Source organism: Pseudomonas sp. 22189 (genome assembly GCF_052045635.1).
GTDB lineage: Bacteria > Pseudomonadota > Gammaproteobacteria > Pseudomonadales > Pseudomonadaceae > Aquipseudomonas > Aquipseudomonas parakoreensis.
Window position 1 is genome coordinate 16,261 of the sequence record NZ_JBQEPG010000040.1, and the last position, 18,217, is coordinate 34,477.

15 protein-coding genes and 1 pseudogene are annotated in these 18,217 nt (G+C 60.1%); 15 read left to right on the plus strand and 1 reads right to left on the minus strand.

Features of this window, described 5'->3' with window-relative positions; all coding sequences use genetic code 11:
• Positions 1-459: 459 nt before the first annotated feature.
• The 15 genes and pseudogenes from ACTJKS_RS26220 (at position 460) to ACTJKS_RS26290 (ending at position 17,511) form a co-directional block, all read left to right on the plus strand.
• Entirely contained in the window at positions 460-873 is a 414-nt protein-coding gene (locus ACTJKS_RS26220) for an NADH-quinone oxidoreductase subunit A (RefSeq protein ID WP_003223812.1), read from the plus strand.
• A gap of 10 nt (positions 874-883) precedes the next feature.
• Positions 884-1,558, plus strand: a complete 675-nt coding sequence (locus ACTJKS_RS26225; protein WP_003223809.1) for a NuoB/complex I 20 kDa subunit family protein — start codon at positions 884-886, stop codon at positions 1,556-1,558.
• Positions 1,559-1,627: 69 nt separating this feature from the next.
• Entirely contained in the window at positions 1,628-3,412 is a 1,785-nt protein-coding gene (nuoC, locus tag ACTJKS_RS26230) for an NADH-quinone oxidoreductase subunit C/D (RefSeq protein WP_041073225.1), read from the plus strand.
• A gap of 2 nt (positions 3,413-3,414) precedes the next feature.
• A complete protein-coding gene (gene nuoE, locus ACTJKS_RS26235; protein ID WP_003223804.1) occupies positions 3,415-3,912 on the plus strand; it encodes an NADH-quinone oxidoreductase subunit NuoE in 498 nt (165 codons plus the stop codon).
• A complete protein-coding gene (gene nuoF, locus ACTJKS_RS26240) occupies positions 3,909-5,264 on the plus strand; it encodes an NADH-quinone oxidoreductase subunit NuoF (RefSeq protein WP_041073222.1) in 1,356 nt (451 codons plus the stop codon). Before nuoE ends, nuoF begins: the two co-directional genes overlap by 4 nt.
• A gap of 136 nt (positions 5,265-5,400) precedes the next feature.
• Complete coding sequence (nuoG, locus tag ACTJKS_RS26245; RefSeq protein WP_108182330.1) at positions 5,401-8,115, plus strand: NADH-quinone oxidoreductase subunit NuoG; 2,715 nt, start codon at positions 5,401-5,403, stop codon at positions 8,113-8,115.
• The gene (gene nuoH, locus ACTJKS_RS26250; RefSeq protein ID WP_007964859.1) at positions 8,112-9,119 is read left to right on the plus strand and encodes an NADH-quinone oxidoreductase subunit NuoH; all 1,008 of its coding nucleotides are present in this window, start codon (positions 8,112-8,114) and stop codon (positions 9,117-9,119) included. The genes nuoG and nuoH overlap by 4 nt, the downstream gene beginning before the upstream one ends.
• Positions 9,120-9,130: 11 nt before the next feature.
• The gene (gene nuoI, locus ACTJKS_RS26255; RefSeq protein ID WP_003223795.1) at positions 9,131-9,679 is read left to right on the plus strand and encodes an NADH-quinone oxidoreductase subunit NuoI; all 549 of its coding nucleotides are present in this window, start codon (positions 9,131-9,133) and stop codon (positions 9,677-9,679) included.
• A gap of 9 nt (positions 9,680-9,688) precedes the next feature.
• Entirely contained in the window at positions 9,689-10,189 is a 501-nt protein-coding gene (gene nuoJ, locus ACTJKS_RS26260; protein ID WP_041073216.1) for an NADH-quinone oxidoreductase subunit J, read from the plus strand.
• Positions 10,190-10,192: 3 nt separating this feature from the next.
• A complete protein-coding gene (gene nuoK, locus ACTJKS_RS26265) occupies positions 10,193-10,501 on the plus strand; it encodes an NADH-quinone oxidoreductase subunit NuoK (protein WP_003180046.1) in 309 nt (102 codons plus the stop codon).
• Positions 10,498-12,351, plus strand: coding sequence for an NADH-quinone oxidoreductase subunit L (gene nuoL / locus ACTJKS_RS26270; protein ID WP_095666946.1), 1,854 nt, complete (start codon positions 10,498-10,500; stop codon positions 12,349-12,351). Before nuoK ends, nuoL begins: the two co-directional genes overlap by 4 nt.
• A gap of 39 nt (positions 12,352-12,390) precedes the next feature.
• On the plus strand, positions 12,391-13,923 hold the full coding sequence (nuoM, locus tag ACTJKS_RS26275) for an NADH-quinone oxidoreductase subunit M (protein WP_027614661.1): 1,533 nt from the start codon (positions 12,391-12,393) through the stop codon (positions 13,921-13,923).
• Between the two features lie 7 nt (positions 13,924-13,930).
• The gene (nuoN, locus tag ACTJKS_RS26280; protein ID WP_095666947.1) at positions 13,931-15,394 is read left to right on the plus strand and encodes an NADH-quinone oxidoreductase subunit NuoN; all 1,464 of its coding nucleotides are present in this window, start codon (positions 13,931-13,933) and stop codon (positions 15,392-15,394) included.
• A gap of 270 nt (positions 15,395-15,664) precedes the next feature.
• Positions 15,665-15,760, plus strand: a pseudogene (locus tag ACTJKS_RS26285) (transcriptional regulator); the annotation flags it as partial.
• Between the two features lie 425 nt (positions 15,761-16,185).
• Complete coding sequence (locus tag ACTJKS_RS26290) at positions 16,186-17,511, plus strand: OprD family porin (RefSeq protein ID WP_108182329.1); 1,326 nt, start codon at positions 16,186-16,188, stop codon at positions 17,509-17,511.
• 130 nt (positions 17,512-17,641) lie between these two features.
• Here ACTJKS_RS26290 and ACTJKS_RS26295 read toward each other — a convergent pair.
• Positions 17,642-18,217: transposase (locus tag ACTJKS_RS26295; protein WP_440828800.1), on the minus strand; the 576-nt coding region annotated here is incomplete at its 5' end.

The following is an 18,217-nucleotide window of genomic DNA, read 5'->3' on the forward strand; positions in this document are numbered from 1 at the left end:
CCACCGCATTCGCGAGCAGGCTCGCTCCCACAGGTTTCGTCCTTCAGCCCGCGAGACAAAACATTGACCCAGAGCGGTATAGACGTCACAAAAATCAGCTAAAACGCTCGCCACCGCTACTTGCAGTAACAGGCATATAAGACAACTTTCTGTTTACTGCACCGCTAAACAGTTACAAAACCACCCCAAACGATATTAATTATCATTTAGCGACAACTATGTTCGTTACATTTCCTACAAAACATAATTGGCAGAATCCCGGCTAATGCCCGCAACGCATGGCCTGCAGGGCATCGGAGGTTCGCTATGTCCTTATTCCAATAAATAATTTCGCTATAGGAATTTTACTTGCCGGGTGTTTAGCCATAAAATCAGCGCGATTGATTGCTGCGACATATCGTCACTGCCTATTTCTTTATCAAGCTCAGAGACCTTTGCTCTCTGTTAAGGATTACCAGCATGCCCGAAGCGACAGGACTCATGGCCCACAACTGGGGCTTTGCCATTTTCCTTCTGGGTGTCGTCGGCCTGTGTGCCTTCATGCTTGGCGTCTCCAGCCTCCTCGGGTCAAAAGCCTGGGGCCGCAGCAAAAACGAACCGTTCGAGTCCGGCATGCTACCTACAGGTGGCGCCCGCTTGCGGCTCTCAGCCAAATTCTATCTGGTCGCGATGCTGTTCGTGATCTTCGATATCGAAGCCCTCTTTCTCTTTGCATGGTCTGTGTCCGTCCGCGAAAGCGGCTGGACCGGATTCGTCGAAGCTCTCGTTTTCATAGCAATTCTGTTGGCAGGTCTTGTCTACCTGTTCCGAGTGGGCGCCCTTGACTGGGCTCCGGAAGCTCGTCGCAAGCGGCAGGCGAAGCTGAAACAATGAGGCTTTGGCAATGCAATACAATCTCACCAGAATCGACCCCGATGCTCCTAACGAGCAATATCCGATCGGCGAACGGGAAACCGTTTCCGATCCGTTAGAGGATCAAGTCCACAAAAACATTTTCATGGGCAAGCTCGAAGACGTGCTGAGTGGCGCGGTCAACTGGGGGCGTAAAAACTCCCTGTGGCCGTACAACTTCGGCCTTTCGTGCTGCTACGTGGAAATGACCACCGCCTTCACGGCGCCCCACGACATCGCGCGCTTTGGCGCCGAAGTTATCCGGGCATCACCGCGTCAGGCCGACTTCATGGTTATCGCCGGTACCTGCTTCATCAAGATGGCGCCGATCATTCAGCGTCTCTACGAGCAGATGCTCGAACCGAAGTGGGTGATCTCCATGGGTTCGTGCGCCAACTCCGGTGGCATGTACGACATCTACTCCGTGGTTCAAGGGGTGGACAAGTTCCTGCCCGTGGACGTCTACGTACCTGGCTGCCCGCCTCGTCCAGAAGCATTCCTTCAAGGCTTGATGCTGTTGCAGGAATCGATTGGACAGGAGCGTCGTCCGCTTTCCTGGGTCGTTGGCGACCAAGGCGTTTATCGCGCCGACATGCCTTCGCAAAAGGAACAGCGCCGCGAACAGCGAATCGCAGTCACCAACCTGCGCAGCCCTGACGAAGTCTGATCCAGTCTGTTTCAAAGAAACGAGAAGCTGGCTTCATTCTTTACGTTGACCGAAAGCGAAAAAATAACCATGACTACAGGCAGCGCTCTGTACATCCCGCCTTATAAGGCAGACGACCAGGATGTGGTCGTCGAATTGAACAACCGTTTTGGCGCCGAAGCGTTCACCGCTCAGTCGACCCGCACCGGCATGCCGGTGCTGTGGGTGGCGCGCGCCAGACTCGTCGAAGTCCTGACCTTCCTGCGCAACCTGCCCAAGCCGTACGTCATGCTCTATGACCTGCACGGCGTGGACGAGCGTCTGCGCACCAAGCGTCAAGGGCTGCCATCGGGCGCCGACTTCACCGTGTTCTATCACCTCATGTCGCTTGAGCGTAATAGTGACGTGATGATCAAAGTCGCCTTGTCCGAAAGCGACCTGAGCTTGCCGACCGTCACCAGCATCTGGCCGAACGCCAACTGGTACGAGCGTGAAGTCTGGGACATGTACGGCATCGACTTCAAAGGCCACCCGCACCTGTCGCGCATCATGATGCCGCCGACCTGGGAAGGTCACCCGCTGCGCAAGGACTTCCCGGCGCGCGCCACCGAATTCGATCCGTTCAGCCTCAACCTCGCCAAGCAACAGCTTGAGGAAGAAGCCGCGCGCTTCCGTCCTGAAGACTGGGGCATGAAGCGTTCCGGGGCCAACGAGGACTACATGTTCCTCAACCTGGGTCCGAACCACCCTTCGGCGCACGGTGCGTTCCGCATCATTCTGCAGTTGGACGGTGAAGAGATCGTCGACTGCGTGCCGGACATCGGTTACCACCACCGTGGCGCCGAGAAGATGGCCGAGCGTCAGTCCTGGCACAGTTTCATCCCGTACACCGACCGTATCGACTACCTCGGCGGCGTGATGAACAACCTGCCGTACGTGCTCTCGGTCGAGAAGCTGGCCGGTATCAAGGTGCCGGAGAAGGTCGACGTCATCCGCATCATGATGGCCGAGTTCTTCCGGATCACCAGCCACCTGCTGTTCCTGGGTACCTACATCCAGGACGTCGGCGCCATGACTCCGGTGTTCTTCACCTTCACCGACCGCCAGAAGGCGTACACGGTGATCGAAGCCATCACCGGTTTCCGTCTGCACCCGGCCTGGTACCGCATCGGCGGCGTCGCCCACGACCTGCCACGCGGCTGGGAAAAACTGGTGAAAGACTTCGTTGAATGGCTGCCAAAGCGCCTCGACGAATACACCAAGGCCGCCCTGCAGAACAGCATTCTCAAGGGTCGTACCATCGGCGTTGCCCAGTACAACACCAAAGAGGCGCTGGAATGGGGCGTCACCGGTGCCGGCCTGCGTTCCACCGGTTGCGACTTCGACCTGCGTAAAGCGCGTCCATACTCCGGCTACGAGAACTTCGAGTTCGAAGTGCCGCTGGCCGCCAACGGCGATGCCTACGACCGCTGCATGGTGCGCGTCGAAGAGATGCGCCAGAGCGTCAAGATCATCGATCAGTGCCTGCGCAACATGCCGGAAGGCCCGTACAAGGCGGATCACCCGCTGACCACGCCGCCGCCGAAAGAGCGCACGCTGCAGCACATCGAAACCCTGATCACGCACTTCCTGCAGGTTTCGTGGGGCCCGGTCATGCCGGCCAACGAATCCTTCCAGATGATCGAAGCGACCAAGGGCATCAACAGTTATTACCTGACGAGCGACGGCGGCACCATGAGCTACCGTACCCGGATCCGTACTCCGAGCTTCGCGCATCTGCAACAGATCCCTTCGGTGATCAAAGGCAGCATGGTCGCGGACTTGATTGCGTACCTGGGTAGTATCGACTTCGTTATGGCCGACGTGGACCGCTAAGCATGAACAGCACGCTTATCCAGACAGACCGTTTCACCTTGAGTGAAACCGAGCGCTCGGCCATCGAGCACGAGCTGCATCACTACGAAGACCCGCGCGCGGCGTCGATCGAAGCCCTGAAGATCGTTCAGAAAGAACGCGGCTGGGTGCCGGATGGCGCCCTGTACGCGATCGGCGAGATCCTCGGCATCCCGGCCAGCGACGTTGAAGGCGTGGCGACGTTCTACAGCCAGATCTTCCGTCAGCCGGTCGGCCGCCACATCATTCGCGTCTGCGACAGCATGGTCTGCTACATCGGCGGCCACGAGTCGGTGGTCAGCGAGATCCAGAACAATCTGGGCATCGGCCTGGGTCAGACCACCGCCGACGGTCGTTTCACCCTGCTGCCGGTCTGCTGCCTCGGCAACTGCGACAAGGCACCGGCGCTGATGATCGACGACGACACCTTTGGCGACGTACAGCCTGCCGGCGTGGCCAAACTGCTCGAGGGCTACGTATGACCCTGACATCTTTCGGTCCTGCCAACCGCATCAAGCGTTCGGCCGAGACTCACCCGCTGACCTGGCGCCTGCGTGACGACGGCGAAGCCGTATGGCTCGACGAATACCAGGCCAAGAACGGTTACGCCGCTGCGCGCAAAGCCTTCGCCGACATGGCCCAGGACGACATCGTCCAGACCGTGAAAGACGCCGGCCTCAAAGGTCGCGGCGGTGCAGGCTTCCCCACTGGCGTGAAGTGGGGCCTGATGCCCAAGGACGAATCCATCAACATCCGCTACCTGCTGTGCAACGCGGACGAGATGGAGCCGAACACCTGGAAAGACCGCATGCTGATGGAGCAACTGCCCCATCTGCTGATCGAAGGCATGCTGATCAGTGCCCGCGCACTGAAAACCTACCGTGGCTACATCTTCCTGCGTGGCGAGTACACCACCGCCGCCAAGCACCTCAACCGTGCCGTGGAAGAAGCCAAGGCTGCAGGCCTGCTGGGTAAAAACATTCTGGGCAGCGGTTTCGACTTCGAACTGTTCGTCCACACCGGCGCCGGGCGTTACATCTGCGGTGAAGAAACCGCACTGATCAACTCCCTCGAAGGCCGCCGCGCCAACCCGCGCTCCAAGCCGCCCTTCCCTGCCGCTGTCGGCGTGTGGGGCAAGCCGACCTGCGTGAACAACGTCGAAACCCTGTGCAACGTGCCGGCGATCATTGCCGACGGCGTTGACTGGTACAAATCGTTGGCCCGCGAAGGCAGTGAAGACATGGGCACCAAGCTCATGGGCTTCTCCGGCAAGGTCAAGAACCCTGGCCTGTGGGAACTGCCGTTCGGCGTTACCGGCCGCGAGCTGTTCGAAGACTACGCCGGCGGCATGCGCGACGGTTACAAGCTCAAGGCCTGGCAGCCAGGTGGCGCCGGTACCGGTTTCCTGTTGCCAGAACACCTCGACGCACAAATGTACGCCGGCGGCATCGCCAAAGTGGGCACCCGGATGGGTACCGGCCTGGCGATGGCGGTGGACGACAGCGTCAACATGGTTTCCCTGCTGCGCAACATGGAGCAGTTCTTCGCCCGTGAATCCTGCGGCTTCTGCACCCCGTGCCGTGATGGCCTGCCATGGAGCGTCAAGCTCTTGATGGCCATCGAAGAAGGCCGTGGTCAGCCGGGCGACATCGAGACCCTGTTGGGTCTGGTCGGTTTCCTCGGCCCAGGCAAGACCTTCTGTGCTCACGCACCGGGTGCCGTGGAGCCGCTGGGCAGTGCCATCAAATACTTCCGTCCAGAGTTCGAAGCCGGTATCGCGCCTGCAAGCGCCGCCGTCCCGCCTCTGGCAAGGCCGATCGTAATCGGCGCGTAAACGCTTAAAAAGGCGAAGGGTCCGTGCCCTTCGCCTTTCGTCCGATGACGCCTTTCGGGGCTGACTGGATTCGGACGGATAACAAGATTCCATTAGCCACGCCCGCTGACACCGGGCCAACGAAGACCTTTGAACCATGGCCACTATCCACGTAGACGGCAAAGCGCTCGAAGTCGACGGGGCAGACAACCTGTTACAGGCATGTCTGTCGCTGGGCCTCGACATCCCTTATTTCTGCTGGCACCCCGCGCTTGGTAGCGTCGGGGCCTGCCGCCAGTGCGCAGTCAAGCAGTACACCGACGAGAACGACACCCGTGGTCGCATCGTCATGTCCTGCATGACGCCTGCCACCGACAACACCTGGATCTCCATCGACGATGAAGAATCCAAGGCGTTCCGCGCCAGCGTTGTCGAATGGCTGATGACCAACCACCCGCACGACTGCCCTGTGTGCGAGGAAGGCGGTCACTGCCACCTGCAAGACATGACGGTGATGACCGGCCACAACGAGCGCCGTTATCGCTTCACCAAACGCACCCACCAGAACCAGCAACTGGGCCCGTTCATTTCCCACGAAATGAACCGCTGCATCGCTTGCTACCGCTGCGTGCGTTTCTACAAGGACTACGCCGGCGGCACCGACCTCGGTGTGTTCGGCGCCCACGACAACGTGTACTTCGGTCGCGTTGAAGACGGCACGCTGGAAAGCGAGTTCTCCGGCAACCTCACCGAGGTTTGCCCGACCGGTGTGTTCACCGACAAGACGCACTCCGAGCGCTACAACCGCAAATGGGACATGCAGTTCTCGCCGAGCATCTGCCATGGCTGCTCCAGCGGTTGCAACATCTCCCCGGGCGAGCGTTACGGCGAACTGCGTCGCATCGAAAACCGTTTCAACGGTTCGGTGAACCAGTACTTCCTGTGCGACCGTGGCCGTTTCGGTTATGGCTACGTCAACCGCACCGACCGTCCACGTCAGCCGCTGCTGGCCGACGGCACCAAGCTTAGCGTCGACGCTGCGCTGGATAAAGCCGCTGATCTGCTGCGCGGGCGCAACATCGTCGGTATCGGTTCGCCGCGTGCCAGCCTCGAAAGCAACTACGCGCTGCGCGAGCTGGTCGGCGCCGAGCACTTCTACTCCGGTATCGAAGCCTCCGAACTGGAGCGCATCCGCCTGGTCCTGCAAGTGCTCAAAGACAGCCCGTTGCCCGTGCCGAACATGCGCGACATCGAAGACCACGACGCTGTGTTCGTCCTTGGTGAAGACCTGACCCAGACCGCCGCCCGTATGGCGCTGGCCTTGCGTCAGTCGGTCAAGGGCAAGGCCGAAGACATGGCCGAAGCCATGCGCGTGCAGCCGTGGCTCGACGCTGCAGTGAAGAACATCGGTCAGCACGAACTGAACCCGCTGTTCATCGCCAGCCTGGCCGAAACCAAGCTCGACGACATCGCCGAAGAATGCGTTCACGCCGCTCCGGACGATCTGGCGCGCATCGGCTTCGCTGTGGCCCACGCACTGGATGCCAGCGCACCGGCCGTTGAAGGTCTGGACGCGGAAGCACTGGAACTGGCCAAGCGCATCGCCGACGCCCTGCTCGCGGCCAAGCGCCCGCTGATCATCGCCGGTACTTCGCTGGGTTCCAAAGCATTGATCGAAGCGGCGGCGAACATCGCCAAAGCCCTGAAGCTGCGCGAGAAGAACGGTTCGATCAGCCTGATCGTGCCGGAAGCCAACAGCCTCGGCCTGGCCATGCTCGGTGGCGAATCGGTCGACGCGGCGCTGCAAGCCGTGATCGACGGCAAGGCCGACGCCATCGTCGTGCTGGAAAACGATCTGTACACCCGCACCTCGAAAGCCAAGGTCGATGCCGCGCTGAACGCTGCGAAAGTAGTGATCGTTGCCGACCACCAGAAAACCGCCACCACCGATCGCGCGCAACTGGTGCTGCCAGCGGCGAGCTTCGCTGAAGGCGACGGTACGCTGGTCAGCCAGGAAGGCCGCGCACAGCGCTTCTTCCAGGTTTTCGATCCGCAATACATGGATGCGAGCATCCTGGTTCACGAAGGCTGGCGCTGGCTGCACGCCCTGCGCTCGACTTTGCTGAACCAGCCGATCGACTGGACGCAACTCGACCACGTCACCGCTGCCGTGGCGTCGAGCACCGAGCAACTGGCGCGTATCGTCGATGCCGCGCCGTCTGCCGCGTTCCGCATCAAGGGTCTGAAACTGGCGCGTGAGCCGCTGCGTTATTCCGGTCGCACCGCGATGCGCGCCGACATCAGCGTTCACGAACCGCGCACCCCGCAAGACAAAGACACCGCGTTCGCCTTCTCCATGGAAGGTTACTCGGGCTCGGCCGAACCGCGTCAGCAGGTGCCATTCGCCTGGTCGCCGGGCTGGAACTCGCCGCAAGCCTGGAACAAGTTCCAGGACGAAGTCGGTGGTCACCTGCGTGCTGGCGACCCGGGCACCCGCCTGATCGAAAGCACCGGTGATTCGCTGAACTGGTTCGCTGCCGCTCCGCGCGCATTCAACCCGGCGCCGGGCACCTGGCAGGCCGTGCCGTTCTACCACCTGTTCGGCAGCGACGAAAACTCGTCGAAAGCCGCGCCGGTACAAGAACGCATCCCGGCTCCGTACGTGGCGCTGGCCAAATCCGAAGCGGATCGCCTGGGCGTCAACGACGGTGCTCTGCTGAGCCTGAACGTGGCCGGCCAGACCCTGCGTCTGCCGCTGCGCATCAATGAAGAACTGGGCGCTGGTCTGGTGGCCTTGCCTGCGGGCATCGCCGGCATTCCACCGGCATTCGCCGGCGTGTCCGTCGACGGTCTGCAGGAGGCAGCGCAATGACCTGGTTCACCCCTGAAGTGATCGATGTGATCCTGACGGTCATCAAAGCCATCGTGATTCTGCTGGCCGTTGTGGTCGCCGGCGCGTTGCTCAGCTTTGTCGAACGTCGCCTGCTGGGCTGGTGGCAGGACCGTTACGGTCCGAACCGCGTTGGCCCGTTCGGCATGTTCCAGATCGCCGCCGACATGCTGAAGATGTTCTTCAAGGAAGACTGGACCCCGCCGTTTGCCGACAAGGTGATCTTCACCCTGGCACCGGTGGTCGCCATGTCCGCCCTGCTGATCGCGTTCGCGATCATCCCGATCACCCCGACCTGGGGCGTGGCGGATCTGAACATCGGCCTGCTGTTCTTCTTCGCCATGGCCGGTCTGTCGGTCTACGCGGTGCTGTTCGCCGGCTGGTCGAGCAACAACAAGTTCGCCCTGCTCGGCAGCTTGCGTGCCTCGGCGCAGACCGTGTCCTACGAAGTGTTCATGGGCCTGGCCCTGATGGGCATCGTGGTGCAGGTCGGCTCGTTCAACATGCGCGACATCGTCGAGTACCAGGCGCAGAACCTGTGGTTCATCATTCCGCAGTTCTTCGGCTTCTGTACTTTCTTCATCGCTGGCGTCGCCGTGACTCACCGTCACCCGTTCGACCAGCCGGAAGCGGAACAGGAACTGGCCGACGGTTACCACATTGAATACGCCGGTATGAAATGGGGCATGTTCTTCGTCGGTGAATACATCGGCATCATCCTGATCTCGGCGCTGCTGGTCACCCTGTTCTTCGGTGGCTGGCACGGTCCGTTCGGCATCCTGCCGCAACTGTCCTTCGTCTGGTTCGCACTGAAGACCGCGTTCTTCATCATGCTGTTCATCCTGCTGCGCGCTTCCATCCCGCGTCCGCGTTATGACCAGGTGATGGATTTCAGCTGGAAATTCTGCCTGCCACTGACCCTGATCAATTTGCTGATAACCGCTGCGGTTGTGTTGTGGAACACACCTGCGGTTGCGGTTCAGTGAGGATTTGACCCATGTTCAAATATATTGGCGACATCGTTAAGGGTACCGGTACCCAGTTGCGCAGCCTGGTCATGGTCTTCGGCCATGGCTTTCGCAAGCGCGACACCCTGCAATACCCGGAAGAGCCGGTCTACCTGCCACCACGCTACCGTGGTCGCATCGTCCTGACCCGTGACCCCGATGGCGAAGAACGTTGCGTAGCCTGCAACCTGTGCGCCGTGGCTTGCCCGGTAGGTTGCATCTCGCTGCAGAAAGCTGAAACCGAAGACGGTCGCTGGTACCCGGACTTCTTCCGTATCAACTTCTCGCGCTGCATTTTCTGCGGTCTCTGCGAGGAAGCCTGTCCGACCACCGCGATCCAGCTGACCCCGGATTTCGAGATGGCCGAGTTCAAACGTCAGGACCTGGTGTACGAGAAAGAAGATCTTTTGATCTCCGGCCCCGGCAAAAACCCTGATTACAACTTCTATCGTGTTGCAGGTATGGCAATCGCTGGCAAGCCAAAAGGCTCCGCGCAGAACGAAGCCGAACCGATCAACGTGAAGAGCTTGCTGCCTTAAGGAAGAACGATGGAATTCGCTTTCTATTTCGCATCGGGTATCGCGGTTGTGTCCACGCTACGTGTGGTCACCAACACCAACCCTGTGCACGCCCTGCTCTACCTGATCATCTCGTTGATCGCCGTGGCCATGACCTTCTTCGCACTCGGCGCACCGTTCGCCGGCGTGCTGGAAGTGATCGCCTACGCCGGCGCCATCATGGTGCTGTTCGTGTTCGTGGTGATGATGCTGAACCTGGGTCCCGCCTCGGTTCAGCAGGAACGCAGCTGGCTCAAACCCGGCATCTGGGCAGGCCCGGTGATTCTCGCCGCCCTGCTGCTGGCCGAACTGCTGTATGTGCTGTTCGCTCACCAGAGCGGTCAGGCCATCGGCCACACCACCGTCGATGCGAAAGCCGTGGGCGTCAGCCTGTTCGGTCCGTATCTGCTGGTGGTCGAACTCGCCTCGATGCTGCTGCTCGCCGCAGCCGTCACGGCGTTCCATTTGGGCCGTAACGAGGCGAAGGAGTAAGACATGCCTGCTATCCCTCTCGAGCATGGATTGGCCGTTGCCGGCATCCTGTTCTGCCTTGGTCTGGTCGGCCTGATGGTCCGCCGCAACATTTTGTTCGTGTTGATGAGTCTGGAAGTGATGATGAACGCCTCTGCCCTGGCTTTCATCGTTGCCGGCGCCCGCTGGGCGCAACCGGATGGACAGATCATGTTCATTCTGGTGATCAGCCTGGCAGCCGCCGAAGCCAGTATTGGCCTGGCGATCCTGCTGCAACTGTATCGCCGCTTCCACACGCTCGATATCGACGCTGCCAGTGAGATGCGCGGATGAACCTAATCTTTCTGACTTTTGTATTCCCTCTGATCGGTTTCCTGCTGCTGTCGTTCTCCCGTGGACGCTGGTCGGAAAACCTCTCGGCGCTGATCGGCGTGGGTTCCATTGGCTTGTCGGCGATTGTCGCCGCCTACGTCATCTGGCAATTCAACGTCGCGCCTCCCGAGGGCGGTCACTACACGCTGGTGCTGTGGAAGTGGATGGCGGTCGAAGGTTTCAAGCCTGACTTCGCCCTCTACATCGACGGCCTGTCGATCACCATGCTCGGCGTGGTGGTGGGCGTGGGTTTCCTGATCCACCTGTTCGCGTCCTGGTACATGCGCGGCGAAGCGGGTTACTCGCGCTTCTTCTCGTACACCAACCTGTTTATCGCCAGCATGCTGTTCCTGGTGCTCGGCGATAACCTGTTGTTCCTGTACTTCGGCTGGGAAGGCGTGGGCCTGTGCTCATACCTGTTGATCGGTTTCTACTACAGCAACCGCAACAACGGTAACGCCGCACTCAAGGCCTTCATCGTGACCCGGATCGGCGACGTGTTCATGGCCATCGGCCTGTTCATCCTGTTCCAGCAAGTGGGCACGCTGAACATCCAGGAACTGCTGGTGCTGGCACCGCAGAAATTCCAGGCCGGCGACTTCTGGATCACCCTGGCGACCCTGATGCTGCTGGGTGGTGCGGTCGGTAAATCGGCGCAACTGCCACTGCAAACCTGGCTCGCGGACGCGATGGCCGGTCCGACCCCGGTGTCGGCACTGATCCACGCTGCGACCATGGTGACGGCGGGTGTCTACCTGATCGCCCGTACCCACGGCCTGTTCACCCTGGCGCCGGAAATCCTGCACCTGGTCGGCATCGTCGGTGGTGTGACCCTGGTGCTGGCAGGTTTCGCCGCCCTGGTACAGACCGACATCAAACGTATCCTCGCCTACTCGACCATGAGCCAGATCGGCTACATGTTCCTGGCGCTGGGCGTGGGTGCCTGGGATGGCGCGATTTTCCACCTGATGACCCACGCCTTCTTCAAGGCCCTGCTGTTCCTTGCTTCCGGTGCGGTGATCGTTGCCTGCCACCACGAGCAGAACATCTTCAAGATGGGCGGTCTGTGGAAAAAACTGCCACTGGCCTACGCCAGCTTCATCGTCGGTGGTGCTGCACTGGCCGCCCTGCCGCTGGTCACCGCAGGCTTCTACTCCAAGGACGAAATCCTTTGGGAAGCGTTCGCCAGCGGCAACCACGGTCTGCTCTACGCAGGTCTGGTCGGCGCGTTCATGACGTCGCTGTACACCTTCCGCCTGATCTTCATCACGTTCCACGGTGAAGCCAAGACCGAAGCCCACGCCGGTCACGGCATCGCTCACTGGCTGCCACTGTCGGTGCTGATCGTACTGTCGACGTTCGTCGGCGCGATGATCGTACCGCCGCTGCACGGCGTACTGCCGGAAAGCGTCGGCCATGCCGGTGGCGAAGCCAAGCACAGTCTGGAAATCGCCTCGGGCGCCATCGCTCTGGCCGGTATCCTGCTGGCGGCCCTGCTGTTCCTCGGCAAGCGTCGCTTCGTGACCGCGATCGCCAACAGCGGCATCGGCCGTTTCCTTTCGGCCTGGTGGTTCGCTGCCTGGGGCTTCGACTGGATCTACGACAAACTGTTCGTCAAGCCGTACCTTGCGATCAGCCATGTACTGCGCAGAGACCCGCTCGACCAGACCATCGGTCTGATCCCGCGTATGGCCAAAGGCGGTCACACCGCCCTGAGCCGCACCGAGACCGGTCAACTGCGTTGGTATGCCGCCTCGATGGCTGCTGGTGCCGTGCTGGTGATCGGCGCCATCGTGCTGGTAGCGGTCTGATATGAACCTTGCGAATTTGCGAAAGGAAACGAGCCCGTCATGATTCTGCCTTGGCTAATCCTGATCCCCTTCATCGGCGGCCTGCTGTGCTGGATGGGTGAGCGCTTCGGCGCTACCCTCCCCCGCTGGATTGCGCTGTTGACCATGACCCTGGAACTCGCCCTCGGCCTCTGGCTGTGGGCCCACGGTGACTACTCATTTGCACCGGCGCCTGGCGCCGATCCGACCTGGGCGCTCGAGTTCAAGCACGTCTGGATCCAGCGCTTCGGCATCAACGTGCACCTGGCCCTCGACGGTCTGTCGCTGTTGATGATCCTGCTGACCGGCCTGCTGGGTATCCTCTCGGTACTCTGCTCGTGGAAAGAGATTCAACGTCACGTTGGCTTCTTCCACCTGAACCTGATGTGGATCCTGGGCGGCGTTGTCGGCGTGTTCCTCGCCCTCGACCTGTTCATGTTCTTCTTCTTCTGGGAAATGATGCTGGTGCCGATGTACTTCCTCATCGCGCTCTGGGGTCACAGTTCTTCGGATGGCAAGAAAACCCGGATCTACGCGGCGACCAAGTTCTTCATCTTCACTCAGGCTTCCGGCCTGATCATGCTGGTGGCGATCCTCGGTCTGGTGCTGGTCAACTTCAACAACACCGGCGTGATTACCTTCAACTACGCCGACCTGTTGAAGACCAAGATGTCGATGACCACCGAGTACATCCTGATGCTCGGCTTCTTCATCGCCTTCGCGGTCAAGCTGCCAGTCGTACCGTTTCACTCGTGGTTGCCTGATGCGCATGCCCAGGCGCCGACTGCCGGTTCCGTCGACCTCGCCGGTATCCTGCTGAAAACCGCGGCCTACGGCCTGCTGCGTTTTGCCCTGCCGCTGTTCCCGAATGCCTCGGCCGAGTTCGCGCCGATCGCCATGACCCTCGGTCTGATCGGGATCTTCTACGGTGCGTTCCTCGCGTTCGCGCAAACCGACATCAAGCGTCTGATCGCCTTCTCTTCCGTTTCCCACATGGGCTTCGTGTTGATCGGCATCTACTCCGGCAGCCAACTGGCGCTGCAAGGCGCAGTGATCCAGATGCTGGCGCACGGTCTGTCGGCGGCAGCACTGTTTATCCTCAGCGGTCAGCTGTACGAGCGTCTGCACACCCGTGACATGCGTGAGATGGGCGGTCTGTGGTCGCGTATCGCTTATCTGCCGGCGATCAGCCTGTTCTTTGCCGCCGCCTCTCTGGGTCTGCCGGGTACCGGTAACTTCGTCGGCGAGTTCCTGATCCTGATCGGTACGTTCGCCAGTGCGCCATGGATCACCGCGATTGCCACCTCCGGTCTGGTGTTCGGCTCGGTCTACTCGCTGATCATGATCCACCGTGCCTACTTCGGTCCGTCGAAATCGGATTCGATCCTGCACGGCATGGACGGTCGCGAACTGACCATGGTGCTGGGCCTTGCGGCGCTGCTGATTTACCTCGGCGTCTACCCGCAACCGTTCCTCGACACTTCCGCCGCCACGATGCATGGCGTGCAGCAGTGGCTCGGCACCGCCTTCACTCAACTCGCTTCGGCCCGGTAAGAGCGCTATGGAATTCACGATTCAACACTTTATTGCGCTTGCGCCACTGTTGATCACCAGCCTCACCATTATCGTGGTGATGCTGGCAATCGCCTGGCGCCGCAACCACTCGCAGACCTTCCTGATTTCGGTCGCCGGTCTGAATCTGGCCTTGCTGTCGATCCTGCCAGCCCTGAAAGTCGCGCCTCTGGCCGTGACGCCATTGCTGCAAGTCGACACCTTCGCCTGTCTGTACATGGCGCTGATCCTGGTCGCCACCCTCGCCTGTGTAACCCTCGCCCATGCCTACCTCGGCGATGGCGGCTCGGGTTACCCGGGCAACCGTGAAGAACTGTACCTGCTGATCCTGATGGCCGCCGCCGGTGGTCTGGTTCTGGTCAGCGCGCAGCACCTGGCCGGTTTGTTCATCGGTCTGGAACTGCTGTCGGTACCGGTCTACGGTCTGGTGGCTTACGCCTTCTTCAACAAGCGTTCGCTGGAAGCCGGCATCAAGTACATGGTGCTGTCGGCCGCCGGTTCCGCGTTCCTGCTGTTCGGTATGGCCCTGCTCTACGCTGATGCCGGCACCCTGAGCTTCAACGGTATCGGTCAGGCACTGGCTACCACCAACCTGCCGAGCTCGCTGGCTCAGTTGGGTCTGGGCATGATGCTGATCGGTCTGGCGTTCAAGCTGTCGCTGGTACCGTTCCACCTGTGGACGCCGGACGTGTACGAAGGTGCTCCGGCGCCGGTGGCCGCGTTCCTCGCCACGGCGTCGAAGGTTGCCGTGTTCGCGGTGATGGTGCGTCTGTTCCAGATCTCCCCTGCCGCGAGCAGTGGCGTGCTGAGCGACGTACTGACCGTCATCGCCATCGCCTCGATCCTGTTCGGTAACCTGCTGGCCCTGACCCAAAGCAACCTCAAGCGTCTGCTCGGTTACTCGTCCATCGCACATTTCGGCTACCTGCTGATCGCGCTGGTGGCGAGCAAGGGTCTGGCGGTGGAAGCCATCGGCGTGTATCTGGTGACTTATGTGATCACCAGCCTCGGCGCGTTCGGCGTGATCACCTTGATGTCCTCGCCGTACAACGGTCGCGACGCCGATGCGCTGTACGAGTACCGCGGCCTGTTCTGGCGCCGTCCGTACCTGACCGCTGTACTGACCGTGATGATGCTGTCCCTGGCCGGTATCCCGCTGACTGCCGGCTTCATCGGCAAGTTCTACATCATCGCCACCGGTGTCGAGTCGCACCAATGGTGGCTGGTCGGTTCCCTGGTACTGGGCAGCGCCATCGGCGTGTTCTACTACCTGCGTGTGATGGTCACCCTGTACCTGATCGAACCGAACCTGCGCCGCCACGACGCCCAGCTGCACTGGGAACAGAAAGCAGGCGGTGTAATGCTGCTGGCTATCGCCGTGGTTGCGTTCTTCCTCGGTGTGTACCCGCAGCCATTGCTGACGCTGGTTCAGCAGGCGGGTCTGGCAGGCTGATTGCTCGGCTGGCTGGAAACGGAAACGGCACCTTCGGGTGCCGTTTTTGTTTTTGCGGGAATCAACATCAAAAGATCGCAGCCTTCGGCAGCTCCTACATTGGGATGGTATGCGGTCTGTAGGAGCTGCCGAAGGCTGCGATCTTTTGACTTATAACACTCTCCCCTTTCTAGGAATTTGCCTGCAAAGTGGTGAGCAATGGCTGACATTCTGCAGAAGGTAGTTGCGGTTAAATTTGAGGATCACCTATCAAGTGGAGATCCACGAACCATGAAGCGGGATATTTTTTCAGAGTTGATGGATGGCCTTGATGCGATAGCCGAAGAACGCCAAGGCAAAATTACCTTGAAGAAGACGCGTGTAAAACGGATCGGCGACACGAAGGGCAAACTCATACTTCCCGCCGAAACTGATGCCTCTCTATCACACGGTTTGCTGGATACCTTCGAACGATAAAAAGCTACATCTGCTCTCATGTGATCTATCAGACTCACTCAACCCACTGTGGGAGCGAGCCTGATCCGGGCGGCGTTCCGACGAAGGCGTCGGCACATCCCCATCTTCAGTGCCTGACACTCCGCTTTCGCGAGCAGGCTCGCTCCCACAGGTTTATGTGGCGTTCACTCAATCCATATAACCACATGACGAAATTGTAATTCCCCCATCACCTTGGCGTTATCCGCAGCCTGCAACGATGTGACCCGGCGACCAATGCCGGCGGGCCCTGCCCCGCCGAACAATAAAACCACGCCGACGCACGTTCCCGTTCTGCCGAACCCAAGGAGTGTTTGATGGTTAACAATACAAAAATGTCGATGGCCGCTTTAGCGGTGGTAGTCGGCGCCGGGCCGTCCATGGTGTTTGCAGAAGACAAGCCCGAGGGTTTTGTCGAAGGCAGCAGCCTGACCGTGCTCAACCGCAACTTCTACTTCAATCGTGATCATCGCAACGGCCAGTCCAGCCCGACCGGCAACGGTTATTCCGAAGCCTGGTCGCATGCCGTGATCAGCAAGTTCGAATCCGGTTTCACCCAAGGGACCGTCGGGGTCGGGGTGGATGCGTTTGCCATGATCGGTTTGAAACTCGACACCGGTGATGGCCGCAACGGCGGGCGCAGTTCGTTCGATGTGTTGCCGGTCAACCGTGACGGCCAGGCGCGGGATGAGTACACCAAGGTCGGTGGCGCCGCCAAAGTGCGGGCCTTCGATACCTTGGTCAAGGTCGGTGATGTGTTCCCGGCCAACCCGGTGGTAGCCGCAGGTGATTCGCGCCTGCTGCCGGAAAGCTTTCGCGGTGTGACGGCGACCAACACCAGTATCGACGGTCTGTCGATTCAGGGCGGTCGTTTGCATGCGATGAGCCAACCGGTGTCCAGCGACATGCGCGAAAATTTCGCCACGTTCTACGCCGGCCCGGTCAATTCGCCGTGGATCGCTTATGGCGGGGGCGACTACGTGCTGAACAAGAACCTCAGTTTCAGCCTGTACTCCAGTCGCCTCAAGGATGCCTGGAATCAGTATTACGCCGGCACCGCTTGGACCTATCCGCTGGCGGACGACCTGTCGCTGTTCGGCGGCCTGAACTATTACAAGGCGGTCGACGAAGGCAAGCAACTGCTCGGCGAGTTCGACAACAACATCTGGAGCGGCCGCGTCGGGGTGAAACTCGGTGCGCACTCCGTTGCCCTCTCCCACCAGCGCAACAACGGCAACGACGACTTCGATTACCTGCGCCAGTCCGACTCGATCTTTCTCGACAACTCGATCCAGTACAGCGACTTCAACTCGCCGAAAGAACGTTCGTGGATGGTGCGCTATGACCTCGACATGACCGCTTACGGCGTACCCGGTCTGTCGTTCATGACCCGTTACGCACGCGGCACCGACGCCGACTATTCCAACGCCAACGCCGTGTACATGCGCCGCGATGCCGAGGGCAATCCGCTGACCGACCAGAAACGCTGGGAGCGTGATGTGGAAGTCAAATACGTGGTGCAGAGCGGTTCGATGAAAGACCTGTCGCTGCGTCTGCGCCAGGCCACCACTCGCGCCACGGCATTCGAGTCGGACCTGGATGAAGTGCGCGTGATCGTCGAATACCCGCTGGCGATTCTCTGAGTTTCCCGAGCAACACCATTCACCTTTAGAAGCTCCTTGCTCCTTTGGTCAGAGGTGAATTTTTTGGCGCCCTTCGGGGCGCCTTTTTTATCCCGTCCGAAACACACTCCTGTAGATACCGTCTTGCCCCTCACCGGGCAAGTGCCAATTTCGGGTCAAATGGTTGGCCCGATTTGAGCACTCCGTAGACGAAGTGCAACAACTTGCGCATGGCTGCACAGATGATCTGTTTGGGGGCTTTGCCATTGGCCTTCAAGCGTTCCTTCATGGCGATGATCGCCTCGTTGTGCCTCAGCGCTACCAGGCCTGGCATGTACAGACCCGCCCGAACGCGAGCCGAGCCGACCCTCGAAATAATTGTTCTGCCTTTGAGTTTTCCTGACTCCTGCAGCTTAGGGTTCAACCCTGCAGCAGCGACCAGTTTGCGAGGGTCGTCGTATTTGCGCAGGTCGCCCAGCTCGGCCAGCAGCCGCTCAAGGGTTTTCTGCCCGATACCGTCGATGGTCACGATCAAGTCGCGCATCTGGCGCATGTCCGGATCATCATCGATGTGTTTCTTGATCGCTTTGTGCGTTTCAGCGATCTCTTTTTCGATGTGGCGCAGAACGGAGTTGATCGAGTCTTTGACCTTTTCGTCGGACACATCCAGACGATTGAGCTCCATCTGCTCCATTTCCTGAAGATCATCCAATCGACGCACCATCGC

Coding starts and splice junctions, on each gene's coding strand:
- nuoN (WP_095666947.1), top strand. CDS start 13,931: ATGGAATTCACGATTCAACACTTTATTGCGCTTGCGCCACTGTTGATC.
- ACTJKS_RS26220 (WP_003223812.1), top strand. CDS start 460: ATGCCCGAAGCGACAGGACTCATGGCCCACAACTGGGGCTTTGCCATT.
- nuoM (WP_027614661.1), top strand. CDS start 12,391: ATGATTCTGCCTTGGCTAATCCTGATCCCCTTCATCGGCGGCCTGCTG.
- ACTJKS_RS26290 (WP_108182329.1), top strand. CDS start 16,186: ATGGTTAACAATACAAAAATGTCGATGGCCGCTTTAGCGGTGGTAGTC.
- nuoG (WP_108182330.1), top strand. CDS start 5,401: ATGGCCACTATCCACGTAGACGGCAAAGCGCTCGAAGTCGACGGGGCA.
- ACTJKS_RS26225 (WP_003223809.1), top strand. CDS start 884: ATGCAATACAATCTCACCAGAATCGACCCCGATGCTCCTAACGAGCAA.
- nuoL (WP_095666946.1), top strand. CDS start 10,498: ATGAACCTAATCTTTCTGACTTTTGTATTCCCTCTGATCGGTTTCCTG.
- nuoI (WP_003223795.1), top strand. CDS start 9,131: ATGTTCAAATATATTGGCGACATCGTTAAGGGTACCGGTACCCAGTTG.
- nuoH (WP_007964859.1), top strand. CDS start 8,112: ATGACCTGGTTCACCCCTGAAGTGATCGATGTGATCCTGACGGTCATC.
- nuoK (WP_003180046.1), top strand. CDS start 10,193: ATGCCTGCTATCCCTCTCGAGCATGGATTGGCCGTTGCCGGCATCCTG.
- nuoF (WP_041073222.1), top strand. CDS start 3,909: ATGACCCTGACATCTTTCGGTCCTGCCAACCGCATCAAGCGTTCGGCC.
- nuoJ (WP_041073216.1), top strand. CDS start 9,689: ATGGAATTCGCTTTCTATTTCGCATCGGGTATCGCGGTTGTGTCCACG.
- nuoE (WP_003223804.1), top strand. CDS start 3,415: ATGAACAGCACGCTTATCCAGACAGACCGTTTCACCTTGAGTGAAACC.
- nuoC (WP_041073225.1), top strand. CDS start 1,628: ATGACTACAGGCAGCGCTCTGTACATCCCGCCTTATAAGGCAGACGAC.